Below are 23,952 nucleotides of genomic sequence, written 5' to 3'. Positions count from 1 at the left end.
CGAAGAACCGAGCGCCGGCGCAGCCATGAGCGGAGTGGTCGCGGTGATCGGCGCGGGCACCATGGGGGCCGGTATCGCGCAGTGTCTGGCCCAAGTGGGCCGCGACGTCGTGGTGGTCGAGCCCGATCCGGCCGCCGTCGAGCGCGCGCGGCGCGGACTCGGCGCATCGGTGCGGTTGGCGCTGCTGCTCGGGCACGGTGACCGCGGCGTCGCGCGCGACGCCGCCCGCCGGGTGCGGTGGGTCGCGCGCATCGAGGAGTTGGGCGAGGTGGAGTTCGTCATCGAATGCGTCACCGAGCGGATCGAACTCAAGGAGCGGCTGTTCGGCGAACTCGATCGCTGTTGCCCCGCGGACGCCGTTCTCGCCTCCTGTACCTCCGCGATCCCGATCGCACGGCTGGCCGCCGCCACCGCCCGCCCGGACCGGGTGCTCGGCCTGCACTTCATGAACCCCGCGCCGCTGACCGAGGCGGTGGAGGTCGTGCGCGGCGCGCAGACGTCGGCCTCGACGCTGGACCGGGCACGAAGTCTGCTCGCCGAACTCGGCAAGACCGCCATCGTGGTCGGCGACCGGGCCGGCTTCGTGCTGAACCGTTTGCTCATGCTGAGCATCGCCGAGGCCGCCGACACACTCGGCACCGGTACCGACGCGCAGACGGTGGACGCGCTCTTCGAGCAGTGCCTCGGACATCGGATGGGTCCGCTGCGCACCGCCGACCTGATCGGCCTGGACAACGTGGCCGACACCATCGCCGTACTGCGGCAAGAGACCGGCGCAGCACACTATCGGGTGCCGCCCGCCCTTGCGGCGCTGGTCGCCGCCGGACATTTCGGTCGCAAGACCGGGCAGGGATTCCATGACTATCGCTGAGCAGCCCCGCGCCGAGACGACCGGACCGCGGGCGCCGAGTGACGCGCAGCGTGCTGCCTTCGCGGCGCGAGCACACCGCAACAGTTCCGAAACAGACTGCGTAGACCTGTATCTCGAACTGAGCGGGTCGGTGACCGCGGCAGCGCTGTGCTGGGCGGTCGACACCGCAGCGGCGGCCTGCCCGGTGCTGCACAGCGTATTCCGGGATGCCACGGGAACAGTCCAGGTGTTCCAGGCCTCGCCCGTCCCGGCCCTCGTGCAGACGTGCGACGGAGTGGACGCCGCGCAGTTCGTCGCCGAATGGATCAGCGAAGAGCGCTCGCGCGCAATGGATGTCACCGGCGACCGGTGGTACCGGCAGGTGATCTTCCCGCTCGGTGCGGGCCGGGTCGGCTGGTATCAGCGCGGTCACCGGCTGGTCGTCGACGAGCCGGGCTTGCTCGCACTGGCGGCCAGGGTGCGCGACCTGCTCGGCGGTACCGGCTCGTTCGATGATTCCGGCGCACCGTTCGGGTCCGTCGAAGAACGTCTGGAGCACGAACGCCGCTACCGCGAAGCGGGCGCGTGGGCCGCCGACCGCGAATACTGGACGAATCGCCTCGCCGACGCGATCCGGCCGGAACCCCTTCCGGCGCTGCTGGATTCGCGCGAGCAGACGAAGGACACATTGTGGGCCGAGGTGGCAGCGTCGGCGGAGGCCACCAGGATCGCCCGGCTGTCCGGCGGCGGCGCGCCCGCCGTGTTGCTTGCCGCGCTGGCGGTGTACAGCACCCGGCTGGCCATGACGCGCGAATTCGTGATCGCGCTGGCGGCCGGGGAAACCGTTGTGCCGCTGCGGATCACGGTGGCACCGCAGGACAGTTTCGGTGCGCTCGCCAAACAGGTCGGGCGCGAACTGCGTAAAGCGCGCCGCCACCGCTACATCCCCGATATCGATGATCCGTGGGCCGAGGCGCCACTGTTCGGACAGTGGCCGCTCGAAGTGCGGATGCTGCCGGGCGCGGCCTTCGATCGTCTCGGCACAGCGACCGTCACCACGGTGAGAGGGGAGGGGGCGGTTCTCAGTCTGTGCCTCGACGATCAAGCCGCCGGTGGCTGGCGGCTCGCACTGCCGGGAGCCCACCGAACGCATCGGGACCGGATCATCCGGCTGCTCGAGGTCCTCGCCCGCACACCGAACACACCGGTGGGCCTCGTCGGTCTGGCCGCTCCGAACGAGGCCGGTCCGCTCGTGGGGCAGCGCCCGGATACCGCTGCCGCGCCGTCCACCACGCTGGCCGCGTTGTTCGCCGCGCAGGCCGCCCGCGCACCGGAGGCGATCGCGCTCACCGGCCCGGAGCGCACCCTTTCCTACGCAGACCTGCACGCTGCATCGAACCGGTTGGCCCGCAAGCTTATTGGATCGGGCTTCGGTCCAGAGCATTTGGTGGCGCTCGCGCTGGAGCCCGCGGTGGAACAGATCGTCGCGCTGCATGCCGTGGCGGCGACTGGCGGCGCATACCTGCCACTGGACCCCGGCCATCCGCACGAGCGGCACGCCCACCTGCTCGACCTCGCACAGCCGGTCTGTGTGCTTACCACCCGACGTGCCGGATTCGTTGCGCCGCCGAGTATTCCGGTGCTCTATCTCGATGAGATCGACCTCGCCGAAGAGTCGCCCTCCCCGTTGACCGACGCCGAGCGAATCGCCCCGCTGCGTCCGGAGAACCTGGCGTACGTGCTGTTCACCTCGGGCTCCACCGGAGAGCCGAAAGGCGTCGGCGTCACCAACGCCGCCGTGTGTACGCACCTGGCCTGGATGCAGCACCTGCACGGGCTGGACAGCACCGACGCCGTACTGCGCAAGACCGCCCTGTCGTTCGATGTCTCGGCGTGGGAGGTGCTGTGGCCCTTCACCGTCGGCGCTCGGCTGGTACTCGATGCGGCGGCGGCACAGGGCGAGCCGAGCGCGCTGGCACACGCGATCGCCGAGAACGCCGTCACCACCGTCCAATTCACCCCCGCCACCCTCGCCGCTCATCGACTTGCGGTGGGCGCGCCGTTCGGCTCGAGCGTGCGCCGGGTCCTGCTCGCCGGTGAGGCGCTGACGCACACGCTGGCGGCCCAGCTGCCCGCTGTCGCGCCGGGCGCGCGCTACGACAACCTCTACGGTCCGACCGAGGCGACCGTCGCGGTCACCCGGCACGCGATCGGCGCGAACCCGGTCGGCCCGATCCCCATCGGCACGCCCTCGTGGGATTCCCTTGCCTACGTACTGGATACCTGTTTGCAGCCGGTGCCGCCGGGCATACCCGGCGAGCTGTATCTCGGCGGCGCGGCGCTGGCCCGCGGCTACGTGCGCCGGCCGGGCCAGACCGCGGCGCGATTCATCGCGGACCCGTTCGGGAACGCCGGGCAGCGGCTCTATCGCACCGGCGATATCGTGCGCTCGACCGAGGAAGGCGAGCTGGAGTTCCTCGGCCGCAGCGACTTCCAGGTAAAGGTGCGCGGCATCCGAATCGAGCTCGGCGAAGTGGAGGCGACGCTCGCCGCGCAGGATTCGGTGGCGCAGGCCGTGGCTGTGGTCCACGACGAGACGGCTTCGGGCAGTGGGCGATTGGTCGCCTACGTGACCCCGGTCGATGGACATCAGATCGATCGCGACGCCTTGGACCGACGTCTACGCGAGACCTTGCCGCAGTACCTGGTGCCCGCCGCGATCGTGGCGCTCACCGAGTTGCCGCGGAACCGATCCGGCAAGCTGGACCGAAAGGCCCTGCCCGCTCCGGCCTTCGAGCCGGTCGCTTTCCGTGCTCCGGGCACGGACACCGAACACGCTCTCGCGGCTGTCTTCGCCGAGGTGCTCGGCCGCGACGGCATCGGTGTGGACGAATCCTTCTTCGCGCTCGGCGGCGACAGCATCATGTCGATCCTGCTCGTCTCCAGGGCACGGGCACGCGGTATCGCGGTGACCGCGCAGCAGGTGTACGAACACCGCACGGTGGCCGGCCTCGCCGCCGTCGCCGAGACCGCAGCCGGCGTGGACATGCGGCCGCTTCCGGAGCTGTCCGGCGGCGGTGTCGGGACGTTGCCGCTCACGCCGGTGATCCGGTTCCTGATCGAACGCGGCGGCAACTTCGACCGCTTCTGCCAGGCGATGACGCTGGAGCTGCCCGTCGGAATCGACAGGGCCGCAATGGTTTCCACCGTGACCGCGGTGGTCGACCACCACGACATGCTGCGATCGCGGCTGTATCAAGACGATGCGGGCGAATGGCAGCTGACGGTCGCGCCGCCCGGCAGCGTGGATGTCGAGTCGCTGGTGCACCAGGTCGTGCACGAAGATCTGGCGCATGCGGACCTGCTGGCGCTGGCGACCGCCGAGCTGAACGCCGCCGTCGATCGGATCGACCCGGCCGGCGGCGACGTGGTGCGGTTCGTCTGGCTCAGCCCGCGGTCCCCGGCCACGCCGGGCCTGCTCGTCGTGGCCGCGCACCACATTGCGGTCGACGGCGTGTCCTGGCGCGTGCTGCTGCCCGATTTCGTCGCCGCGTGGGCCGCGGTCGCGGCGGGTGGTACGCCGCGACTGCCCGATGTCGGCACGTCGATGCGGGCATGGTCGCACGCCCTCGTCGAGACCGCGCACGCCGCCGCGACGGTCGACGAGCTGCCGATCTGGCGCGATATCGTCGAGGGCCCCGATCCCGCGTTCGGCGACCGCCCGTTCGACCCGCACCGCGATTTCGCAAATCAGGTGGCGCACACCACCGTCGAACTCGATGAGCGGGACACCGCGGCGCTCGTCACCGTCCTCCCCGGCCGGTACCGCGCCCGGGTGGCGGACGCGCTGCTGACCGCGCTCGCGCTCGCGGTGACCCGTTGGCGGTCCCGGCGCGGGGAACCCGAACGCTCGGTGCTGCTGCGGCTGGAAGGTCACGGCCGCGAACAGGACGCGGTGCCCGGCGCCGAATTGTCCCGCACCGTGGGCTGGTTCACCTCGATCGTGCCGGCCCGGCTGGACCTGTCCGGAGTAGACCTCGATGACGCGTTCGCAGGCGGTCCGGCCCTCGGCGTCGCGCTGAAAGCGGTGAAGGAACAGCTGCGGGCGACCCCGCACAACGGCTTCGGCTACGGCCTGCTCCGATTCCTCAACGCGGACACCGCCGCTCACCTGCCGCACCGGGAGCCGGGCGAGATCTCGTTCAACTACTTCGGCCACATCACCGGCGTGGACATACCGGCGGAGCTGGCAGGCATCGGCTGGCTGCCCGCGCCCGAGTACGGCCGGTTGGTGATCCGGCCCGATGCGCGCCGGGGCGCGCTGGGCGCCGTCGAAGTGGATTCCATCGTCTTCGGTGAGCGTCTGGTGACCAGCTTCGGTTACGCGCGCCCGGTGTTCGCCGAGGACGCGGGCGAAGAACTGGTCGCGCTGTGGCGCGCGGCGCTCGCCGCCCTCGCCCGGCACGCGCGCGACGTGCGCACGCAGGGCGGGCACACGCCGTCCGATTTCCCACTGGTGCGGCCCGCGCAAAGCGATATCGAAGGATGGGAGCGGCAGTATCCCGCGCTGACCGACGTGTGGCCGGTCTCGCCACTACAGGCCGGCATGCTCTTCCACGCCGTGTTCGATCCCGGCGCGGTCGACGTGTACACGGTGCAGTTGGTGCTCAGCGTGCGCGGGACGGTCGACGGGCCGCGGCTGCGTGCGGCCGCCGCGGCCGTACTCGCGCGACATGCGAACCTGCGCACCGCCTTCGGGTTCGACGCGGCGGGTTCGCCGGTGCAACTCGTCGTCGCGGAGGTGGCGTTGCCGTGGCGGGAGGTGCAGCTGGCCGACGCGCCCGACGACGAGGCCGAGCGGGTGCTCGACGCCGAACGCGCGACACCGTTCGATCCGGCGCGACCGCCGCTGTTGCGTTCGCTGCTGCTGCGTCGCGGCGCCGACCGGACGCAGTGGGTTGTCACCTACCATCATCTGCTGCTCGACGGCTGGTCCATTCCGCTGCTGGTCCGCGAGATCGTCGCCGAGTACGCCGGATTCGCGCTCGAACCACCGCGGGCCTACCGCAACTACGTGGAATGGCTTGCCGGGCACGACGCTTCGGCGTCGACGCAAGCCTGGGCACATGCACTCGCCGGGGTGACCGAGCCGACGCTACTGGCCGGTGACGCCGACTTGTCCGCGCCCTCGGTGCTACCGCTGGAGCACGAGTTCACGCTGGACGAGACGCAGTCCCGAGCACTCGTCCGGTTGGCGACCGAGCTGGAGGTGACGGTCAACACGGTGCTGCAAGCCGCGTGGGCGATACTGCTGGCCCGGATGACCGACCGCGCCGATATCGTCTTCGGCACCACGGTATCGGGTCGGCCCGCCGATCTGGTGGGCGTGGAATCGATGGTCGGTCTGTTCATCAATACCGTTCCGGTCCGAATCCAGTTGCTGCCGGAGGAGACCGCGGCGGGGCTGCTGCGCCGCGTGCAGCAGGAGCAGTTCGCGCTGAGTGCCCACCATCACCTCGGCCTGCCGGATATCATCGCCCAGGCCGACGTCGGTGAGCGTGGCTTGTTCGACACCCTCCTGGTTGTCGAGACCTATCCCGTCGACGAAGCGGCACTGCGCGCGCAGACCGCCACCCACGCGGGACTCACGATCACCGGCCTGCGCTCGCGGGAGGCGACGCATTACCCGTTGACCCTCACGGTCCGGCAGACCGACCGGCTGCATCTGACCGCCGGATGGCGGCCCGACCTGCTCGACCAGGCGAGCGTCGCGTGGCTGGGCGATCGGCTGGTGCGGGTGCTGAGTGCGCTCGCGGCCGATCCCGCTGTCGTGGTTGCGGATATCGATCCGGTCGGTGCCGCGGAACGCGGGCAGGTGCTCGCGCAGTGGCAGCGACCGGCCGAGCCGCTACCGGAGGCCACCTTGGTGGATCTGTTCCGGACGCAGGTGACCGCGCGTCCTGATGCCGTCGCAGTCCGCGACAGCTCCCGGGCACTGACCTATCGCGAGTTGGATCATGCCGCCGATGCGCTCGCGCGGGGTTTGTCGACCCGCGGCGTCGGTGCCGGATCGCTGGTGGCCGTGGGTGTTTCGCGCTCCGTCGAGCTGATCGTCGCACTGCTCGGCGTGTTGAAGTCGGGAGCGGGGTATGTCCCACTGGATCTCGGCAACCCGGCGCGCCGGCTCGCTTTCGTGCTCGCCGAGACGAATCCGGCCTGCGTGATCACCACGGACGCCGACCGAGCCGAGCTGCCCGCGACCGATATCCCGTATCTGCTGCTCGGCGAGACGGATACGGCCGAGGCGGGCGCGCGGAACCGGTCCCCGCGTCCGGACGATCTCGCCTACGTGCTGTACACCTCCGGTTCCACCGGGCAGCCGAAGGGCGTCTGTGTGACGCATCGCAATGTCGTCGCGATGCTGAGCGCCACCGCGGCGGTGATCGATACCGGCCACACCGATGTGTGGACCATGTTCCACTCGCCCGCCTTCGACTTCTCGGTCTGGGAGATGTGGGGCGCACTGGCGAGCGGTGGCACCCTGGTCGTGGTGGCCGCCGAGGCGACGCGATCGCCGCGCGAGTTCGCCGAACTGCTGGCGCGGGAACGTATTACGGTGCTGAGCCAGACACCGTCGGCGTTGTACTCGCTGCTCGACTCCGGCCCGATCACCTTGCCCGCGCTGCGGCACCTCGTGCTCGGCGGTGAGGCGCTGGACCCGCGCCGGTTGCGTCCGTGGTTCGACGCCGATCCAGCGGCCCGGACCCGTGTCTCGAATCTATACGGCATCACCGAGGCGACGGTGCACGCCACCCAGCTGACGCTGACTCACGCCGGTGCGAACCGGGTGAGCGGAATCGGCCGGGGCCTGGCGGGAATGGCGGTGCGCGTGCTGGATTCGCGTCTGCGGCCGGCGCCGGTCGGCGCGGCGGGGGAGATCTACCTCGCCGGACCTCAGCTGGCTCGCGGCTATCATGCCCGTCCCGCGGCGACCGCAGCCCGCTATGTGGCGGACCCGTTCGGCGCGCCCGGTACACGCATGTACCGCACCGGTGACCGCGCCCGCTGGAATTCCGGCGGCCAACTCGAATACCTGGGCCGCGCCGACGATCAGGTGAAGATTCGCGGCTACCGCATCGAACCCGCCGAACTCGAGGCCGCACTGCTCGAACATCCGGCGGTGGCGCGGGCCGCCGTCGTGGTCCGGACAGGAGCCGTCGGCACGCCGCGGCTGGTCGCCTACGTCGTGCCCGTACCCGGCGCGGAGCCGGATATCGAATCGCTGGAACAGCATGTCGCTGAGCGTGTTCCGTTCTATATGCGACCCGGCGCCATCGTGCGGATGGCGACACTTCCGCTGACCGCGCACGGCAAGCTGGACCGCGCCGCACTGCCGGACCCCGTCGTCGTGCCCCGGTCGGCTCAGGCGCCACGTACCGAAGCAGAACGAGTCGTGGCCGAGATCTTTACCGAGGTACTCGGCGTCGACCGGCCGGGCGTCGACGACTCCTTCTTCGCCCTCGGCGGGGACAGCATCATCTCGATCCAGCTCGCGTCGCGAGCCAGGGCCAAGGGCTGGCATTTCACGCCGCGCAACGTCTTCGACCAGCGCACGGTGGCCGGAATCGCCTCGGCGGCAACGTCGATCGGCTCGGACACCGTCGTGCCGCGGCTGTCCGAACTACCCGGCGGCGGCGTCGGCGAATTGCCGCTCCCTCCGGTCGCGCGCTGGCTGACCGAACGCGGCGGTTTCCGTCGAGTGCATCAGACCCTCACGGTCGACCTGCCCGCGAACACCACACTCGAAGCGCTGGCCGGCGCGGTCGCGGCCGTGCTCGATCGGCACGACATGCTGCGCAGCCGCCTGTTCCGCGACGACACAGGGGAGTGGCGGTTCGCCACCACGGCACCGGGAACCGTCGAGGCCGCGAAAGTTCTGCGCCGCAGCCTTGTCGACGAAGAGCCCGACGACGACGCGGTGTCGGCGCAGCTCGATGCCGCCCTGGGCCGACTCGATCCGGCCGCCGGGGTCATGGTCCAGTTCGTCTGGCTGGACCGCACCGATCCGGATCTCCCCGGCCGGTTGCTGATCTGCGCACACCACCTCGTTGTCGACGGTGTGTCTTGGCGCATCCTGCTGCCGGATCTGCTCGCCGCTCTCACCGCAGTCGCCAACGGGCAAGCGCCGCAACTGGATCCGCCGGGTACCTCGATGCGCAGGTGGGCGCACGCGCTGGTCGACGCCGCCTACGCACCCGACCGGGTCGCCGAAGTCGGCCTGTGGCAGCGCATCTGCGCCACGCCGGATCCGTTGCTCGGTGCCCGGTCGCTCGATCCCGCCATTGATCTGGCCACCCGGGTCGAGACGGTGGCGGTCACGGTGGACGAAACGGTTACCGAGGCGCTGGTGCGCATTATTCCCGGCCTGTTCCACGCGGGCGTGGACGAAATCTTGGTCGCCGCGTTCGCCGCGGCGCTGGCGCGGTGGCGGCTTCGTCGCGGCCAGGACGCACCGGTTTCGTTGCTGCGCCTCGAGGGTCACGGCCGTGAAGAACAACTTGCCGCGGGTGCGGATCTGTCCCGCACGGTCGGGTGGTTCACCTCCCTCTACCCGGTGCGGCTCGACCTCGGCGACCTCGATATCGAGGCGGCGCTGGCGGGTACGGACGAGACCGGCGCGATGATCAAGTCGGTCAAGGAGCAACTGCGCGCCGTGCCCGACCACGGAATCGGCTACGGGCTGCTGCGCTACCTGAATCCCGATACCGCACAGCTGCTACCGGAATCGATGCCGGGGCAGATCGCCTTCAACTACCTGGGTCGCGTGGACGACCGGAACGCAGATCTGTTCACGGCACCGGCCGCCGTCCCCGATCCCGACTTGGCCGCGGCGGCCGCGATCGAGGTGAACGCGATCGTCGCCGGAGCGCGGCTACATGCCGGATTCGCCTATCCCAACACCCTTCTCGACACGGGCGCGGTAAGGGAACTGGCCGAGCTGTGGGTGGCAGCGCTCGGGGCGATCGCCGGATACGCGCGTACCGGCCCCGCGGGCGGGCACACTCCCTCGGACTTCCCGCTCGTCCGGGTCAGCGGCGCGGACATCGCACGGTGGGAGCGCGATTATGGGCAGCTCACCGACGTCTGGCCACTCGCACCGCTACAGCCGGGCCTGTATTTCCACGCGTTGCTCGCCGGACGTGGCGATGGGGCCGCCGTCGACGTCTACAACGTGCAAGCGGTGCTGCGGTTGCGCGGGCCGGTCGATCGCACGCGGCTTCGTGACGCGGTCGCTCACCTCGTGCGGCGCTATCCGAACCTGCGTGCGGCGTTCGTCACCGACACCACCGCGGCGGCACGGCAAGTGATTCCGGTAGCGGTCGAAGTGCCTTGGCGCGAAATAGATCTCGCGACCGAGGACGAGCTGGACGAGCTGGCGGATCGGGACCGCGCGGCGCGTTTCGACCCGGCCCGCCCGCCGTTGCTGCGATTCACGCTGGCGCGGGTCGCGCAATCCGGGTACGCCTTGCTCGCGACCTATCACCACATCCTGCTCGACGGCTGGTCACTGCCGCTGGTGCTGCGTGATCTGTTGGCGGCGTACACCACCGGTGCGCCGCTGCCCGCACCCGGCGGGTCCTTCCGCGACTACCTCGCCTGGCACCACGGCCGTGACACCGCCGCGTCCGCGCGAGCGTGGCGGCGGGAACTCGGCGGAATCAGCGCGCCGACCCTGATAGCGGCCGGGGCGCGCGCCCACGAGATCGCGGTGGTGCCGGGCACTTACCGGTTGACGATCGATCCGGACACGACAGCGGCACTCGGCGCCGTCGCGGCGAGCGCCGGGACGACCCTCAACACCGTCCTGCAGGTGGCCTGGGCAATCCAGTTGGGCCGCAGGCTCGGTCGTGACGACGTGGTGTTCGGCGCGACCGTATCGGGTCGCCCGGCCGCGTTGCCCGGCATCGAAGCCGTTGTCGGACTGTGCATCAACACCGTGCCGGTACGGGTGCGACTCGGCGCCGGACAGTCGGTCGCGGAGCTGTTGCGCGCGGTGCAGGCCGGGCAGGCCGCGCTGATCGAGCACCATCACCTGGGCCTGGCCGAAATCCACGCCGCGGCAGGTGCGCGGGACACCCTGTTCGACACCGTGCTCGCCTATGAGTCCTACCCGATCGACACCGATCAGCTCGCGGCCGCGGGTGACGGACTGTTCGACGCCGACATCGAACTCCGCGACGCCGCGCACTACCCCCTGACGCTCACGGTCGATCCGAAGGCGGAGCTGACGATCGTGTTCGGTTACCAGCGAGCGGTTTTCGAGGAAGCACAGGTAGTCGAGATCGCCGCGCAGACTCGTCGGCTGCTCGCCGCCGTCGCCAGGGATCCGCACGTGCTCGCCGAGGAACTACGGTGACCGCCCGGCTGCCCCTCACCCGGGCGCAGCAGCACGTCTGGGTCGCACAGCGACTCGATGAGTCCGGACTCCGTTTTGTCGTCGGCGGCTATGTGCACATCCGCGGCAGGCTCGACGAGACGCTGTTCGAGCGTGCGCTGCGCATCGTGGTCGCCGGAGCGGAGTCGACGCGGGTGTACTTCGACGAGCAGGCCGACGGCGAGGTCACCCAGGTGCTCGCAGAGGTCGAAGATTGGCCATTGCGCCGCAGCAGTTTCCGCGACGTGCCCGATCCGCTCGCCGCGGCGCGCGAAGACATGGAGGCCGCACTGGAACGGCCTTTCGATCTCGCCCGGGCACCGCTGTTCGAACATCACCTCATCGATCTCGGCGCCGAAGGCGCCGTCTGGTTCCTCCGCGGCCATCACCTGGTGCTCGACGGCGCGGCCTCGGTCGCCATGATCCGGCGGGTGGCCGCCGTCTATACCGCGCTGATCGACCGAAAGCCGGTGGCGGAAAACGTCTTCGACCGGGTGGCGGACCTGGTCGACGCGGACGAACGGTACCGCGGGTCGCCGAGGTACGCCGCGGACCGGCAGTTCTGGGCGCGGCGACTGGCGGCGGCCGGGCCGGACGACGCCCCGCTGTTCGCCGGGGCGCCGTCGACCGCCGCGTCCGCTCGGTACATCAGGCGGTCCGGCGTGCTGGGCGCTGCGGCGTGGCAGGCGCTGCGGGCGCGCGCCGATGCGTCGGGAACCGCGTGGCCCGCCTGGGTGCTCGCGGCCATCGCGATACTGCTGCACGCCGATTCCGGCGTCCGCACCGTCACCCTTCGCCTCGCCGTGCCCGCGAAGCGTTCCCGTACCGCGCTCGGCGTGACCTCGAATCTCCTGCCGCTGCGCATCGCGGTGGATCCGTCGGCGACCGTCGGCGAGCTGATCCGTGCACTGCGTGCCGAAATGCTCATAGTGCTACGCCATCAGCATTTGCTGTACGGCGACATGCGTGCCGACCTCGTCGCGGCCGGTGCGGATCCCGGTGTCCTCGGCCCCACCGTCAACGTGCTGCCGTTCCAGAAAGACATCCGGTTCGGCGCGGAAACCGCCACGCTGCACCATATCTCGGGCGGTGGCTCCGACGAGCTGGTGATCGGAATACAGGACGACGGCGGACCGGAGCCGAGTTTGGCGCTGGAATCGACCACGTCGCGCTATACAGAGGCCGATCTCGCGGCCCACCATCACCGTCTCGTCGCGGCGATCGCGGCGCTGGCGACTGCACCGGACGAACTCCCGTTGGGGCGACTGCGGTTCGCGCCGGACCCCGTCGGCGCGACGATCGCCACCGCGGTGCCCGAGACGCTGCTCGACCGGTTCGAACGAGCCGTGGCGGCCCATCCCGGCGCGACCGCTGTCGTGCACGGCGACGAGTCGCTCAGCTATGCCGAACTCGACGCACGGGCACGGCGGCTGGCCCGGGTCTTGGCTGGATATGGTTCGGGCCCAGGGGAGTTCGTCGGCCTCGCGCTGCCGCGCTCGGTCGATCTGGTGGTCGCGGTGCTTGCGGTGCTGTACTCGGGTGCGGCCTACGTTCCGCTGGACCCCGGCTATCCGGAGCAACGTTTGCGGGGGATCGTCGACGACGTGGCCCCCGTGGTGATTGTCATCGGAAACGGTGTCGCGCTGCCGGAAAACCGCACCGTGCCCGTGCTGCGACTGGCCGATGCGGCCGCGGCATCCGTCGCGACCGCGATCCGGCCCACTGCGCGGCAGCCCGCCTATGTCATCTACACCTCCGGCACCACGGGCCCGCCGAAGGGCGTGGCCGTGACGCACGAGAATGTCGTCGCCTTGCTCGCGGCGACCGGGTCCTGGTTCGACTTCACCCCGAACGATGTCTGGACCCTGTTCCACGCCACCGTTTTCGACTTCTCGGTATGGGAGATGTGGGGAGCGCTGTGTCATGGCGGCACGCTCGTCGTCGTAGACGCCGACGTGGCGCGTGACCCGGACACGTTTCTCGATCTGTTGGTGGCACAGCGCGTTACGGTGCTGAACCAGACGCCGACCGCGTTCGGCACGCTGGTCGACGCCACCGCCGCCCGTCCCGCGCTCGGCGAGCAGCTGGCGCTGCGCTACGTGATCTTCGGTGGTGAACCGGTGGAGCCGTGGCGAGTGACGGACTGGTGGTCGCGGTCGGACCGGCGGTCGCCTCGCCTGGTCAACATGTACGGCATCACCGAAACGACGGTCTTCAGTACCGGCACCCCCTTGACCGAGCCGGTCTCCGCTCGCGACATCGGCACTCCGATCCCGGGCACCGCGGCGTACGTCCTCGATGCGGCCTTACGGCCCTGTGCGCCGGGCGTGCCGGGCGAGCTGTATGTGGCCGGCGCGGGCGTCGCGGCGGGATACCTGCGCAGTCCGGGGCGTACGGCCACACGATACGTTGCCGACCCGTTCGGGAATTCCGGCGCGCTGATGTATCGCAGCGGCGACGTCGTTCGCTGGAATGCCACGGGGACGCTGGATTACCTAGGGCGAGTGGACCGGCAGCTGAAGGTTCGCGGGTTCCGGCTCGAGCCGGGTGAGATCGAGGCCGCCCTGTGCGCCCAGCCAGGCGTGCGTGCCGCGGCGGTGCCCGCCATGTCGGACCGGCGGCTCGTCGCCTTCGTCGCGGGTACGGCCCTCGATGCTGCCGCGCTGCGCGCTGGGATCACGAAACAGCTACCCGCACATGCGATTCCTTCTGAAATCGTCCTCGTGGACGCGATACCGACCACGGTGAACGGCAAGGTCGACGAGCCGAGACTACGTGCTCTGGCCGCGCGCGGCCGCCGCGCGGGTACGCCGCCGCGCACCGCCGTCGAGGCGCAGCTGCGGGCGTTGTTCGTAGCCGTACTCGGGCACGAGGGGGTCGGCGTCGACGACGGATTCTTCGCGTCCGGCGGTGACAGCATCCTCGCCATCCGCCTGGCGGACCGGGCGCGGGCCGCGGGCCTGTCCGTCTCGTCACGAGATGTGTTCGAGCATCAGACAATCCGTGCGCTGGCCGAGGTGGTCGAAGCGAACGGACCTGTCGTCCCGGCCACGACAAGCCCTGCGGTCGGCGGACGGCTTCCGGTGACGCCCTTGCAGTCCGGCATGCTGTTCCACTCCCTGTACGAAGGTGGTGACGGCGACGACCCCTATCTCGTCCAGGTGGAGCTGAGCCTGCGCGGCACCCTCGACGTGGAGCGGCTGCACGCATCCGTGCGGCAACTGTGCGTGCGGCATCCGCATCTGCTGGGACATTTCGTGCTCGACGAGCGCACGCGGCCGCGGTACGAGATCCGCGACGACCTCGAACCACGCTGGCGGGTGGTCGATCTCCGCGACGCGGTGCACGTTGCGCAGGACATCGCCGCGGTCCGGGCCGAGGACGCCCGCATCGATCCGCTCGCCGCGCCGCTGTTCGCGGTGACTCTGGTGCGCACCGCACCGAGCCGCTCGACCTTGCTGGTGACCCACCATCACGCGCTGCTCGACGGTTGGTCGCTGGGACTGCTGCTGCGCGAGCTGTTGCTCGGCTACGACGGCGTGGAATTGCCGCCCGCCGTGAGCTTTCGCCACTTCCTGGACTGGTCGGCGGCGCAGGATCAGGACGGTGCCCGACGGGCCTGGGCGGTCGCGCTGGACGGCGTGGAACCGAGCAAGGTGGCGCGGCCCGGCCCGGAGCGCTGGCACCGACCTGTCGAGCGCAGCTTCGAGATGCCCGCCACCATGGTCACCGCGCTGCGCGAACGGGCCGCCGAGCACGGCCTCACGCTCAACTCGCTGACGCAGACCCTGTGGGCGCTGACGCTGGCCACACTCACCGGCAGCGACGATATCGTCTTCGGCATCACCGTGTCCGGCCGTGACGGCGGTGACCTGGGCGAGGCCATCGGTCTCCTGATGAATACCGTGCCGTTGCGGGCGCGCGTGAAACCCGGTGAGACGGTACTTGACCTGGCCGTGCGGATGCACCGGGAGCGGGTTGCGCTGATGGCGCACGATCATCTCGGCCTGCCCGAGGTGCTCGCGGCGGCCGGTGCCACCGACCTGTTCGACACCTCGCTGGTCTTCGAGAACTTTCCCCTCGACACCGCCCTGTTCGACCGCCCGGCCGCGGGTTTCGCGGTCGAGGCCGTCGAAGTCCTCGGCGGCACGCACTTTCCGCTGACCGTGATCGTCGTCCCCGATGCCGGGCAGCTGACCTTTCGGATCGCCGCGCAGCTCGACCGGATCGATGGTCTCACCGATCTCGACGAGCTGTGGTCGTGGATCCTCGCCGCCGCACGTGCGTTGACGGCCGTGCCGCAACAACAGTGGGGGCGGGTCGGATTGCTCTCGCCCGCCCGGCGCGATGAGGTGCTCGCCGCCGGGCGGGGGCGCGCGACCGCGCTCGATGATGCCGGTATCGCAGCGTGTTTCGAGTCCCACGTGCGGGCGAGGCCGGACGCCGTCGCGGTCTGGTGCGACGCAGAAGAGTTCAGCTACACCCAGATGAACGCCCGCGCCAATCAGGTCGCGCGATCGCTGCGTGAGCGGGGCATCGGACCCGGCGTTCCGGTCGGCATCGCGCTGCCGCGCTCGATCGATCTGGTGGTGGCCTTCCTCGCGCTCGCCAAGCTGGGCGCGGTCTGCGTACCGCTCAGCGAGCGCTATCCACCCGACCATGTGGCGCGGCTGTTGCGTTTCACCGGAACCGAATTGGTGCTGCGCGAACTCGATGACGAGTACCGCGGCGACGACAGCGATCTCGATATCGCTGTCGCCCCGGATGCGATCGCCGCGCTCATGTTCACGTCCGGCTCCACCGGTGCGTCCAAGGGCGTGGAAGTGACGCACCGGAATATCGTGACGCGGGCGCGGGATCGAGTCGGTGACGACACGGGGCATGCGCGTGTGCTGCTGCACCTGCCCTACACCTGGGACATGGTGGTGTACGAGCTGTGGCTGCCGCTGCTGACCGGTCGTACCGTGGTGCTCGCGAAACCCGGCGTGCTCGATGTGCACGATTACGTCGAGGTGCTGCGTGCCGGGCGGGTCACTTCGATGCTGTTGTCCACCGGGCTGTTTCATCTCCTGGCCGAACGGATTCCGGCGGAACTGGCCCGGCTGCCGCGGCTCGCGGTCGCGGGCGACGTGCTGTCCCCGCAGGCCATCGCGGCGGTCCGGCGTGGTGCGGACCCGCCTGTAGTGACGAACCTGTACGGGCCGGTCGAGGCGACCTGTTTCGCGCTGAGCTACCCGATCGCGGCGGACGCGTCGGTCGAGCGGCCGGTTCCGATCGGTCGTCCGGCCGACAATACGCGGGTGGCGCTGCTCGATTCCGCCTTGCGGCCGGTGCCGGCCGGTGTGATCGGCGAGATCTACCTGTCCGGCGCGGGTGTCGCCAACGGCTACCACCGGGCACCTGCCCAGACCGCGGCCCGGTTCGTCGCCGATCCGCACGGCCGGCCCGGCGAGCGCAGGTACCGCACCGGCGATCTCGGCCGCTGGGACGCCGACGGCCTGGTGCATTTCCTCGGCCGGGCCGACCGGCAGGTGAAGGTCAACGGCTTTCGCGTCGAGCCGGGGGAGGTGGAGGCGGCGCTCCGGCGCGAACCCGGCGTCACCGCGGCGGTGGTCACGATGCGGCGGACCGGATCAGGTCAGTCGTTGATCGCGCACGTCGCCGGTCCGGGCGCGGTCGACGTCGCCGGTCTACGCACCCGATTGGGCGCGACACTGCCTTCCTACCTGGTCCCTTCGGCGATCGTGCCGATGCGCGACCTGCCGTTGACCCCCACCGGCAAGATCGACGTCGGTGCGCTGCCGCTGCCCCGCGCGGCGGACCCGCTGCCCGCGTCCACGCCTCGGCAGCAGGTCATCGCGGCGTCGTTCGCGGAGGCGCTCGGCGTCGCCGAGGTCGGCGTCACCGACGACTTCTTCACACTAGGCGGGAATTCGCTGTCCGCGCTGCGGGTGGTCGCGGTCCTGCGATCCGCGCTGGGTGTCGCGGTGTCGCTGCGCGATCTGTTCGAGGCGCCCACGGTCGCCGCCCTGGAGCGCGCGCTGGCGAGCCGCGGGCCGGGGGATCTCGGCCCCGCCATCGCGAGTGTGCCGCGCCCGGAACCGATCCCGCTCTCGCCCGCACAGCAACGCCTGTGGACCGTGGACTACCTTTCGGGCCACCGCCCCGACTACTTGATCGCCACCGGCCTCGAACTGCTCGGGCCGGTGGACGAGGCGGCGCTCGAGGCGGCGGTCACCGATGTCGTCGTGCGGCACGAAATCCTGCGCACCGTACTGCCGTACACGGCGGACGGCCCGGTGCAGCGAATCCTGCCGATCGAGGCGATGCCACCCGACTTCCGTCTCGTCGTGCTCGGTGACGGCGAAATCCTCGAACAGGCACTGGATTCCGAGCTGTCGGCAGGTTTCGATCCGACCGTGCGATCACCGCTGCGGATCCGGCTGTATCGGCTGAACCCGAGGCAGCACGTCCTGCTCGGCGTACTGCACCACATCGCCGGAGACGGCGAATCGCTCGGCATCCTCCAGCACGATCTGCTGCTGGCCTACCGTGCGCGCACCGCCGGTCTCGAGCCCCGATGGCACAGCGCGGCAACGCAGTTCGCCGACTACGCGGTGTGGCGGCGGCTGTTGCCCGACCGCGTGCTCGAGCGGCAGGCCCGGTATTGGCGCGCCGCGCTCGACGGACTTCCCGAGCAGCCGGTGCTGCCCGCCGACCGTCCGCGTGCCGAGCGCCGCGAGAACATCGCGGGCACGGTACCGGTCGTCCTCGACGCGGACACGCACCGTGCGCTGGCCCGCACCGCCCGGGATCACGGGGCCAGCTGCTACATGCTGGTGCACGCGGCACTGGCCCTCGCGCTGCACCGGCACGGCGCAGGCGTCGATCTGCCGATCGGAGTCGCGTTGAGCGGCAGGGACACTCAGGAATTGCGGGACGTGGTCGGGTGTGTGATCGACACGGCCGTGGTCCGGGTGGACCTGTCGGACGAGCCCGGCCACCGGGATCTCATCGCGCAGGTGCGGGAGCGTGTGCTCGGCGCCTACGAGCACAAAGAGTTTCCCTTCGACCGCCTGGTGGAACTGCTCAATCCACCGCGCTCGCGCACCCACCATCCGCTGTTCCAGGTGATGGTGACCTATCTGCGCGGCGTCGACAGCGACGGCGAGCAGGACGGGTTGGTGGTCCGGCACCGTCCGGTCGCACCGCGGCACACGGTCTTCGACCTCCTGCTGAACCTCCGGGAGGAGTACGGGCCGAACCGGGAGTGCGCGGGCATCCTGGGCGAGATGATCTACGCCGCAGAGCTGTTCGACCATGCGACGATCGAATCGCTGGTCGCAACGATGACCACCGCGCTGACAGAGTTGTGCGCGGCTGCAGAGCCGGCGTCCTAGCGTTCCGCGTTGCGCCGGTACTGCCGCTGCCGGCAGGCACGCGAGCAATACTTGCGACGCCGGCCACGGTCGGCCTGCGTCACCGGGGCCGCGCAGACGACACACGGGTGCGGCCGCTCGATATTTTCGTCACGCGGCAAACCGCTTTCGTCACAGTCCGTATGGGTCGCGGACGCGGGGATCGACTGAGCGGCCGCGATGAAATCCGCAGTGGCGAGCCGTCCGCGCGGGGTGTGGCGCATCAATTCGTCGTCGAGGTCCGGGCATTGGCCGACGATGTCGTCGTCCGGGCATTGGACCAGATGCAGCAGGTACTCGTGCGTGCTCCGCAACTGCTCGATCTTCTGTGCGATGACCCCGGCGTGCTGCTGCACCGTGCGCTGCCAGCGCTGATCCCGGCTGCCCCCGGTGACGACGGCGGCCTGGTCGAGCGGCATCGCGCCGACGACACAGCACAGATACGCCAGGCCGATCCGCCGGAGTTCGGTCTCGGTGTAGACCCGGTGGCCGTTGACCCGCGGCGGCGCGGGTAGCACCTGCTGGTGCTCCCACCAGCGCAGCGTCGAGGGCGCGAGGCAGTAGAGGGCGGCCGCCTGGCCGATCGAGACGCCGTGTGCAGTGTGCATCTGTTCATTTGACATGAAGTCGACTTCAAGTTCCACCATGTGGCGAACAGGTTAGGCAAACCTTGGCACGCGGATCTGCGCCAGTCGGCCGACCACCGACGACCCTGGGAGGAACACAGACCTATGGACACGGCAACCAACACCGCCTCGGCGGGTGACCGGCCACCCGGGCTCGCGAAACCCGGTGCACTGGCGCGCCTTCTGGCACCGGTGCGCCCGCATCTCATCGGTTGCGGACTCATGTCGGCGCTCGGCGCTGCCGCGGGTCTGGTGCCCTATCTCGCCGTCGCCGAGATCGCCCGGGTCATGCTCGACGACCCGACCGGCGCGCACACGGCCGTCCGGGCCTGGATCGGCGTCGGCGCCGCGGGCGCGGCGGTGTGGTTGCTGATGTTCGTGCAGTCCTCGCGGCTCGGCCACTACGCGGACGCCGCCATACTGCACGAGCTGCGCGTGCGGATCGTGCGGCATCTGGGTGCCTTACCGCTGGGCTGGTTTCGCGCCGTGGGTTCGGGCCGGGTCAAGCGCGCGATGACCGGCGATCTGGAAGAGATGCACGAGGTCATCGCGCACGCGCTCGGGCAATTGACCGCCGCGGCCACCGTGACCGTGGTGGCGACCGGCTACCTGTTCTTCGTGGATCCGGTCCTGGCGCTGATCGCGCTGGGCGTGCTCGTCGTGATGGGGATCTGCTACCGCGTGTCGATGCGGTCGATGACGACTCACGTGAACCGGCTGATCGCCGCCGAAGGACGCATCAGCGCGGCGAGCGTGGAGTACGCAGACGGGATTCAAGTGGTCAAGGCGTTCGGCACCGGAGGAGAGGTGCTGCGCCGCTTCGACGCCGCCGTCGAGGAGTACGCGCAGGCCTTCGCGGACTGGGTCGCCGAGGTGCGCTACAGCTCGGCGGCGTCGCGGCTGCTCGGCTCGGAGATGGCGGTGCTCGCGGCGGTGGCCACCGCCGGGCTGATCTTCGTCGCCCGCGGCACGCTCCCGGTCGCGGATCTGGTGGCGTTCCTGGTCGTCGCGGTCGGCCTGCCCGCCTCGATCCTGCCCGCGGTGTCGGCTACCCAGGGGATCCGCAAGGGGCGGATGGGGGCGGCGAATATCGAACGGCTGCTGGCCCGTTCGCCCCTGCCCGAGCCGGCTGAGCCGCGCTCGCCGGGCGGGTACAGCGTCGGGTTCGACCGCGTCACCTTCTCTTACGACGGGGTGACCAACGCGGTGGAAAACGTGAGCGCCGTCTGCGCGCCGGGACGGGTGACCGCGATCGTGGGGCCCTCGGGTGCGGGCAAGACGACGCTGGCGAGCCTGCTGCCGCGCTTCTACGATGTGTCGGCTGGGCTGATCCGCATCGGTGGGGTCGATGTGCGTTCGATCCCGTCGGCCGAGCTGCTCGCCTCGATGTCGTTGGTGTTCCAGGACGTAACGCTGTTGCGCGACAGCGTGTTGGAGAACATCCGGATCGGCAGACCCGACGCCGACGACGCACAGGTGCGCCGGGCGGCGGCCGCGGCCCACGTGCACGAGGTGATCGAACGCCTGCCGCAGGGCTACGACACGCTGCTCGACGCGGGCGGCGGCGGGTTGTCCGGCGGTGAGCGCCAACGCCTGACGATCGCGCGCGCCATCCTGTCCGAGGCCCCGATCGTCGTCCTGGACGAGGCGACGGCCGCGCTCGATCCCGACAGCGAGGCGGCGGTCCAGGATGCGTTGGCCGCCTTGGCGATCGGCAAGACGGTGATCGTGATCGCGCACCGGCTGCACACCATCGCCGGCGCGGACCAGATCCTCGTGCTCGACCACGGACGGCTGGTCGAGCACGGCGACCACAACGAATTGCTCAGGCACGGTGGGCTTTACGCGCGGATGTGGGCCGCGCAGGAAGGGGTGCTCGCATGATCCGCCGGTTGTACCGATTGTGGCCGGACCCGCGGCTGCTGGCTCGGCTGTGGTTGCTCACGGCGGCGCAGGCGGTACTACAAGGTCTGCTGCTCGGCCTGCTCGTGCCGATTCTGGCCGCCGTGGTGCGCCCCGAGCCCGATATCGCCGGGGCCACACCGTGGTTGGTGCTCGGCGCGCTCGGCACCGTCGCCTACGCCGTGTTGAGCATCGTGGCCACGCCGGTGGGTTTCGCGGCGGGCGGCATGCTCGGCGTGCAACTGCGAAAGCGCCTGATGCGTCACGTGAGTACCCTGCCGCTGGGTTGGTTCACCGCCGAGCACAAGGCGCGGCTCGCGCGCGGGGTCACCGCGGACGTCGGCGATGCCGCACAGCTGGCCGTCACGATCGGCGGGCCGGCCATCACGTCCACTCTGCTGCCCGCGACGATCGTCGCGGTGACCTTCGTGGTGGACTGGCGGATGGCGCTGCTGCTGTGTGCGATCGCGCTGGCCGCCGGATGGGCGTTGCAGCACGCCGCACGAGTCGCCGCCGACGCCGAGATAGCGCTGGAACGCGCCTCGACCGCGGTGGCGAGCCGGGCGATCGAACTCGGTCAGGCCCAGCCGGTCCTGCGCGCCGCGGGCCAGGCCGACGGCACACCCCGGATGCGGGCCGCGCTCGAGGACCACCGGGAGACCTACCGCGAGGGCATGCGACGCGCCCGTCGGCCGTTCTTCGGCTACACGGCGGTGGTCGCGGCCGGATTCGTCGCGGTGCTGGTACTCGCGGCCGAACTGATGCTCAGCGGGCGCAACACGGTCGCCGAGACGATCGCGCTACTGGTGCTGGCCGCCCGGTTCTTGCAACCGCTCGGCAATCTCATCGACCTCATCGGTGCGCTGCGCGCGCTCACCAACAAGATCACCCGACTGGAAGGGTTGCTGGCCACGCCGACGCTGCCGGTGCCCGACGCACCGAAGACGACTATCGAATCGGCCGAAATCGAGTTCATCCGAGTCGATTTCACCTATCCCGGCGGTGCGGACCCCGCGTTGCACGCGGCATCGATGCGGTTCGCGCCCGGCACCATCACCGCGCTCGTCGGCCCCTCCGGCTCGGGCAAGACGACGGTGACCCGGCTCATCGCCCGGTTCTTCGACGTCGACGCGGGGCAGGTACTGGTGGGCGGAGCCGATGTCCGCGAACTGGATCCGGCCGCCCTGCTCGACGAGATCGCCATCGTCTTCCAGGACGTCTACCTGTTCGACGACACCATCGAGTACAACCTGCGCCTGGCGCATCCGGCGGCGTCCTGGGACGAACTCGCCGCCGCGGCCGCCGCCGCGCGCCTGGACGAGGTGATCGAGCGCCTGCCGGACGGCTGGCAGACACGCGTGGGGGAGGCGGGTGCGCAACTGTCCGGCGGTGAGCGGCAGCGTGTCGCGATCGCCAGGGCGATCCTGAAGCGGGCGCGGATCGTGCTCGTCGACGAGGCCGGTTCCGCGCTCGATCCGGAGAACGAGGCCGCGATCACGCAGGCGATCGCCAACCTGGGTGCGGACCCTGACCGTACCGTGATCGTGATCGCGCACCGGCCCGCCACTCTGGCCGCCGCCGATCGCGTGGTTGCCCTCGACGGCGGACGCGTCGTTGAAAGCGGTACGCCCGCAGAACTCTTGCGCACGGGCGGTACCTTCGCGAGGCTCAGTGACCAGTACGAGCGAGCCCGGCACTGGCGCATCGCGAGCCACCGATGACGCGCCCGCGCCTGCTCGCCATGCTGCTCGCCTCGGTCGTGCCGTTCGCCGCCTGCGCCACCGCCGCGCCGCCCGGGTCCGGACCGGCGGCCGAAACGGTCACGGTGGCAACGGCGAACGGCGAAACCACTGTGCCTGTCACCGATACCGGAATCTTGGCGTTGGACTATCAGACCGCGGTGAATCTCCTGGCCCTGGGCGTGGTTCCAGTCCACGCGGGAAAATACGCGTACGCCACCGATCCTTTCGTCGCAGCCGCCTATTCGATCCTGGAACAAGCCGGGGTCGAACTGATCGAGCCCGGCAATGCTGAGCTGATCGCCGCGGCTGAACCGGATCTCATCGTCGGCCTACCGCGCACCGGGAGCGACGAAATCGTGCCGAAGCTCGGCGCCATCGCCCCCGTTGTGCTGCTGCCCGAATTGCCTTTTCTGGCAGATGAACTCGACACGTTGGGCGCTGTGACCGGCCATCAGGAACAGGCGCGGGCGGTGACACGACGCCTCGACACGGCGGAACACGAGCTGGCGCAGCGCATCCGGGACTCGGAGTTCGCGGGCGCGTCCGTCTCGGCGTTGTCGGCCTGCGGCGCGGACTCCTACTGCCGCTACGGCAACGCGCGCGGCTTCGGCCCGATCCTCACCGGCCTCGGCTTGACGCGCCCGCCGTCGCACGCGTCGAAGGGCAACCAGTGGGGATACGAACGGGTTTCGCCGGAGAAACTCGACGAGCAGGCCGCGCAGATCATCATCGCGTTCGTCGGCTCGATCTCCGCCGGGGCGATCTCACCACTGCGGAATCCGTTGCTGGACACCTCGGCCGCGGTGACCGGGGAGGTGGACTTCTCCGCCTGGTTCGGCGTCGGTCCGCTGAATCACCTGTGGGTGCTCAACGACCTCGCGGCGATCCTGTTCGGCACCGGCCGCGTCGCGACCGAATCGGACGGCCCCGCGCTGTGGGCCCGGCTGACGCGAGACGGGCCGTGAACCGCGCGCCGCCA

General features: G+C 70.2%; 7 protein-coding genes. 6 read left to right on the top strand and 1 reads right to left on the bottom strand.

From position 1 onward, the window contains the following. Positions 1-25 precede the first annotated feature (25 nt). Genes O3I_RS22930 through O3I_RS22920 form a run of 3 tightly spaced genes read left to right on the top strand, consistent with a single transcriptional unit; the run spans position 26 to position 18,685 of the window. Complete coding sequence (locus tag O3I_RS22930; protein WP_041564193.1) at positions 26-871, top strand: 3-hydroxyacyl-CoA dehydrogenase family protein; 846 nt, start codon at positions 26-28, stop codon at positions 869-871. Continuing rightward, positions 858-11,267, top strand: coding sequence for a non-ribosomal peptide synthetase (locus O3I_RS22925; RefSeq protein WP_014985367.1), 10,410 nt, complete (start codon positions 858-860; stop codon positions 11,265-11,267). Before O3I_RS22930 ends, O3I_RS22925 begins: the two co-directional genes overlap by 14 nt. Continuing rightward, complete coding sequence (locus tag O3I_RS22920; RefSeq protein ID WP_014985366.1) at positions 11,264-18,685, top strand: non-ribosomal peptide synthetase; 7,422 nt, start codon at positions 11,264-11,266, stop codon at positions 18,683-18,685. The genes O3I_RS22925 and O3I_RS22920 overlap by 4 nt, the downstream gene beginning before the upstream one ends. Here O3I_RS22920 and O3I_RS22915 read toward each other — a convergent pair. After that, complete coding sequence (locus tag O3I_RS22915; protein ID WP_237748114.1) at positions 18,682-19,311, bottom strand: MerR family transcriptional regulator; 630 nt, start codon at positions 19,309-19,311, stop codon at positions 18,682-18,684. The genes O3I_RS22920 and O3I_RS22915 overlap by 4 nt on opposite strands. Before the next feature lie 123 nt (positions 19,312-19,434). Here O3I_RS22915 and O3I_RS22910 point away from each other — a divergent pair, with 123 nt between their 5' ends. The 3 genes from O3I_RS22910 to O3I_RS22900 are packed head-to-tail and all read left to right on the top strand — an operon-like array spanning position 19,435 to position 23,938. After that, positions 19,435-21,213, top strand: coding sequence for an ABC transporter ATP-binding protein (locus O3I_RS22910; RefSeq protein WP_014985364.1), 1,779 nt, complete (start codon positions 19,435-19,437; stop codon positions 21,211-21,213). Then, positions 21,210-22,952 (top strand): ABC transporter ATP-binding protein, encoded by a 1,743-nt coding sequence (locus tag O3I_RS22905; protein WP_014985363.1) that lies wholly within the window; start codon positions 21,210-21,212, stop codon positions 22,950-22,952. The genes O3I_RS22910 and O3I_RS22905 overlap by 4 nt, the downstream gene beginning before the upstream one ends. Then, positions 22,949-23,938: an ABC transporter substrate-binding protein gene (locus tag O3I_RS22900; protein ID WP_014985362.1), complete on the top strand. Its 990-nt coding sequence runs from the start codon at positions 22,949-22,951 to the stop codon at positions 23,936-23,938. The genes O3I_RS22905 and O3I_RS22900 overlap by 4 nt, the downstream gene beginning before the upstream one ends. Positions 23,939-23,952 lie beyond the last annotated feature (14 nt).

Origin of the sequence: Nocardia brasiliensis ATCC 700358 (assembly GCF_000250675.2) — a bacterium.
GTDB lineage: Bacteria > Actinomycetota > Actinomycetes > Mycobacteriales > Mycobacteriaceae > Nocardia > Nocardia brasiliensis_B.
Note: the sequence above shows the minus strand (reverse complement) of the source record. Positions and strands in the feature narration are given on the sequence as shown.

Excerpts from the sequence above, each read along its gene's own strand:
- O3I_RS22930 (WP_041564193.1), top strand. The coding sequence starts at position 26 with ATGAGCGGAGTGGTCGCGGTGATCGGCGCGGGCACCATGGGGGCCGGT.
- O3I_RS22925 (WP_014985367.1), top strand. The coding sequence starts at position 858 with ATGACTATCGCTGAGCAGCCCCGCGCCGAGACGACCGGACCGCGGGCG.
- O3I_RS22915 (WP_237748114.1), bottom strand. The coding sequence starts at position 19,311 with ATGCACACTGCACACGGCGTCTCGATCGGCCAGGCGGCCGCCCTCTAC.
- O3I_RS22910 (WP_014985364.1), top strand. The coding sequence starts at position 19,435 with ATGGACACGGCAACCAACACCGCCTCGGCGGGTGACCGGCCACCCGGG.
- O3I_RS22905 (WP_014985363.1), top strand. The coding sequence starts at position 21,210 with ATGATCCGCCGGTTGTACCGATTGTGGCCGGACCCGCGGCTGCTGGCT.
- O3I_RS22900 (WP_014985362.1), top strand. The coding sequence starts at position 22,949 with ATGACGCGCCCGCGCCTGCTCGCCATGCTGCTCGCCTCGGTCGTGCCG.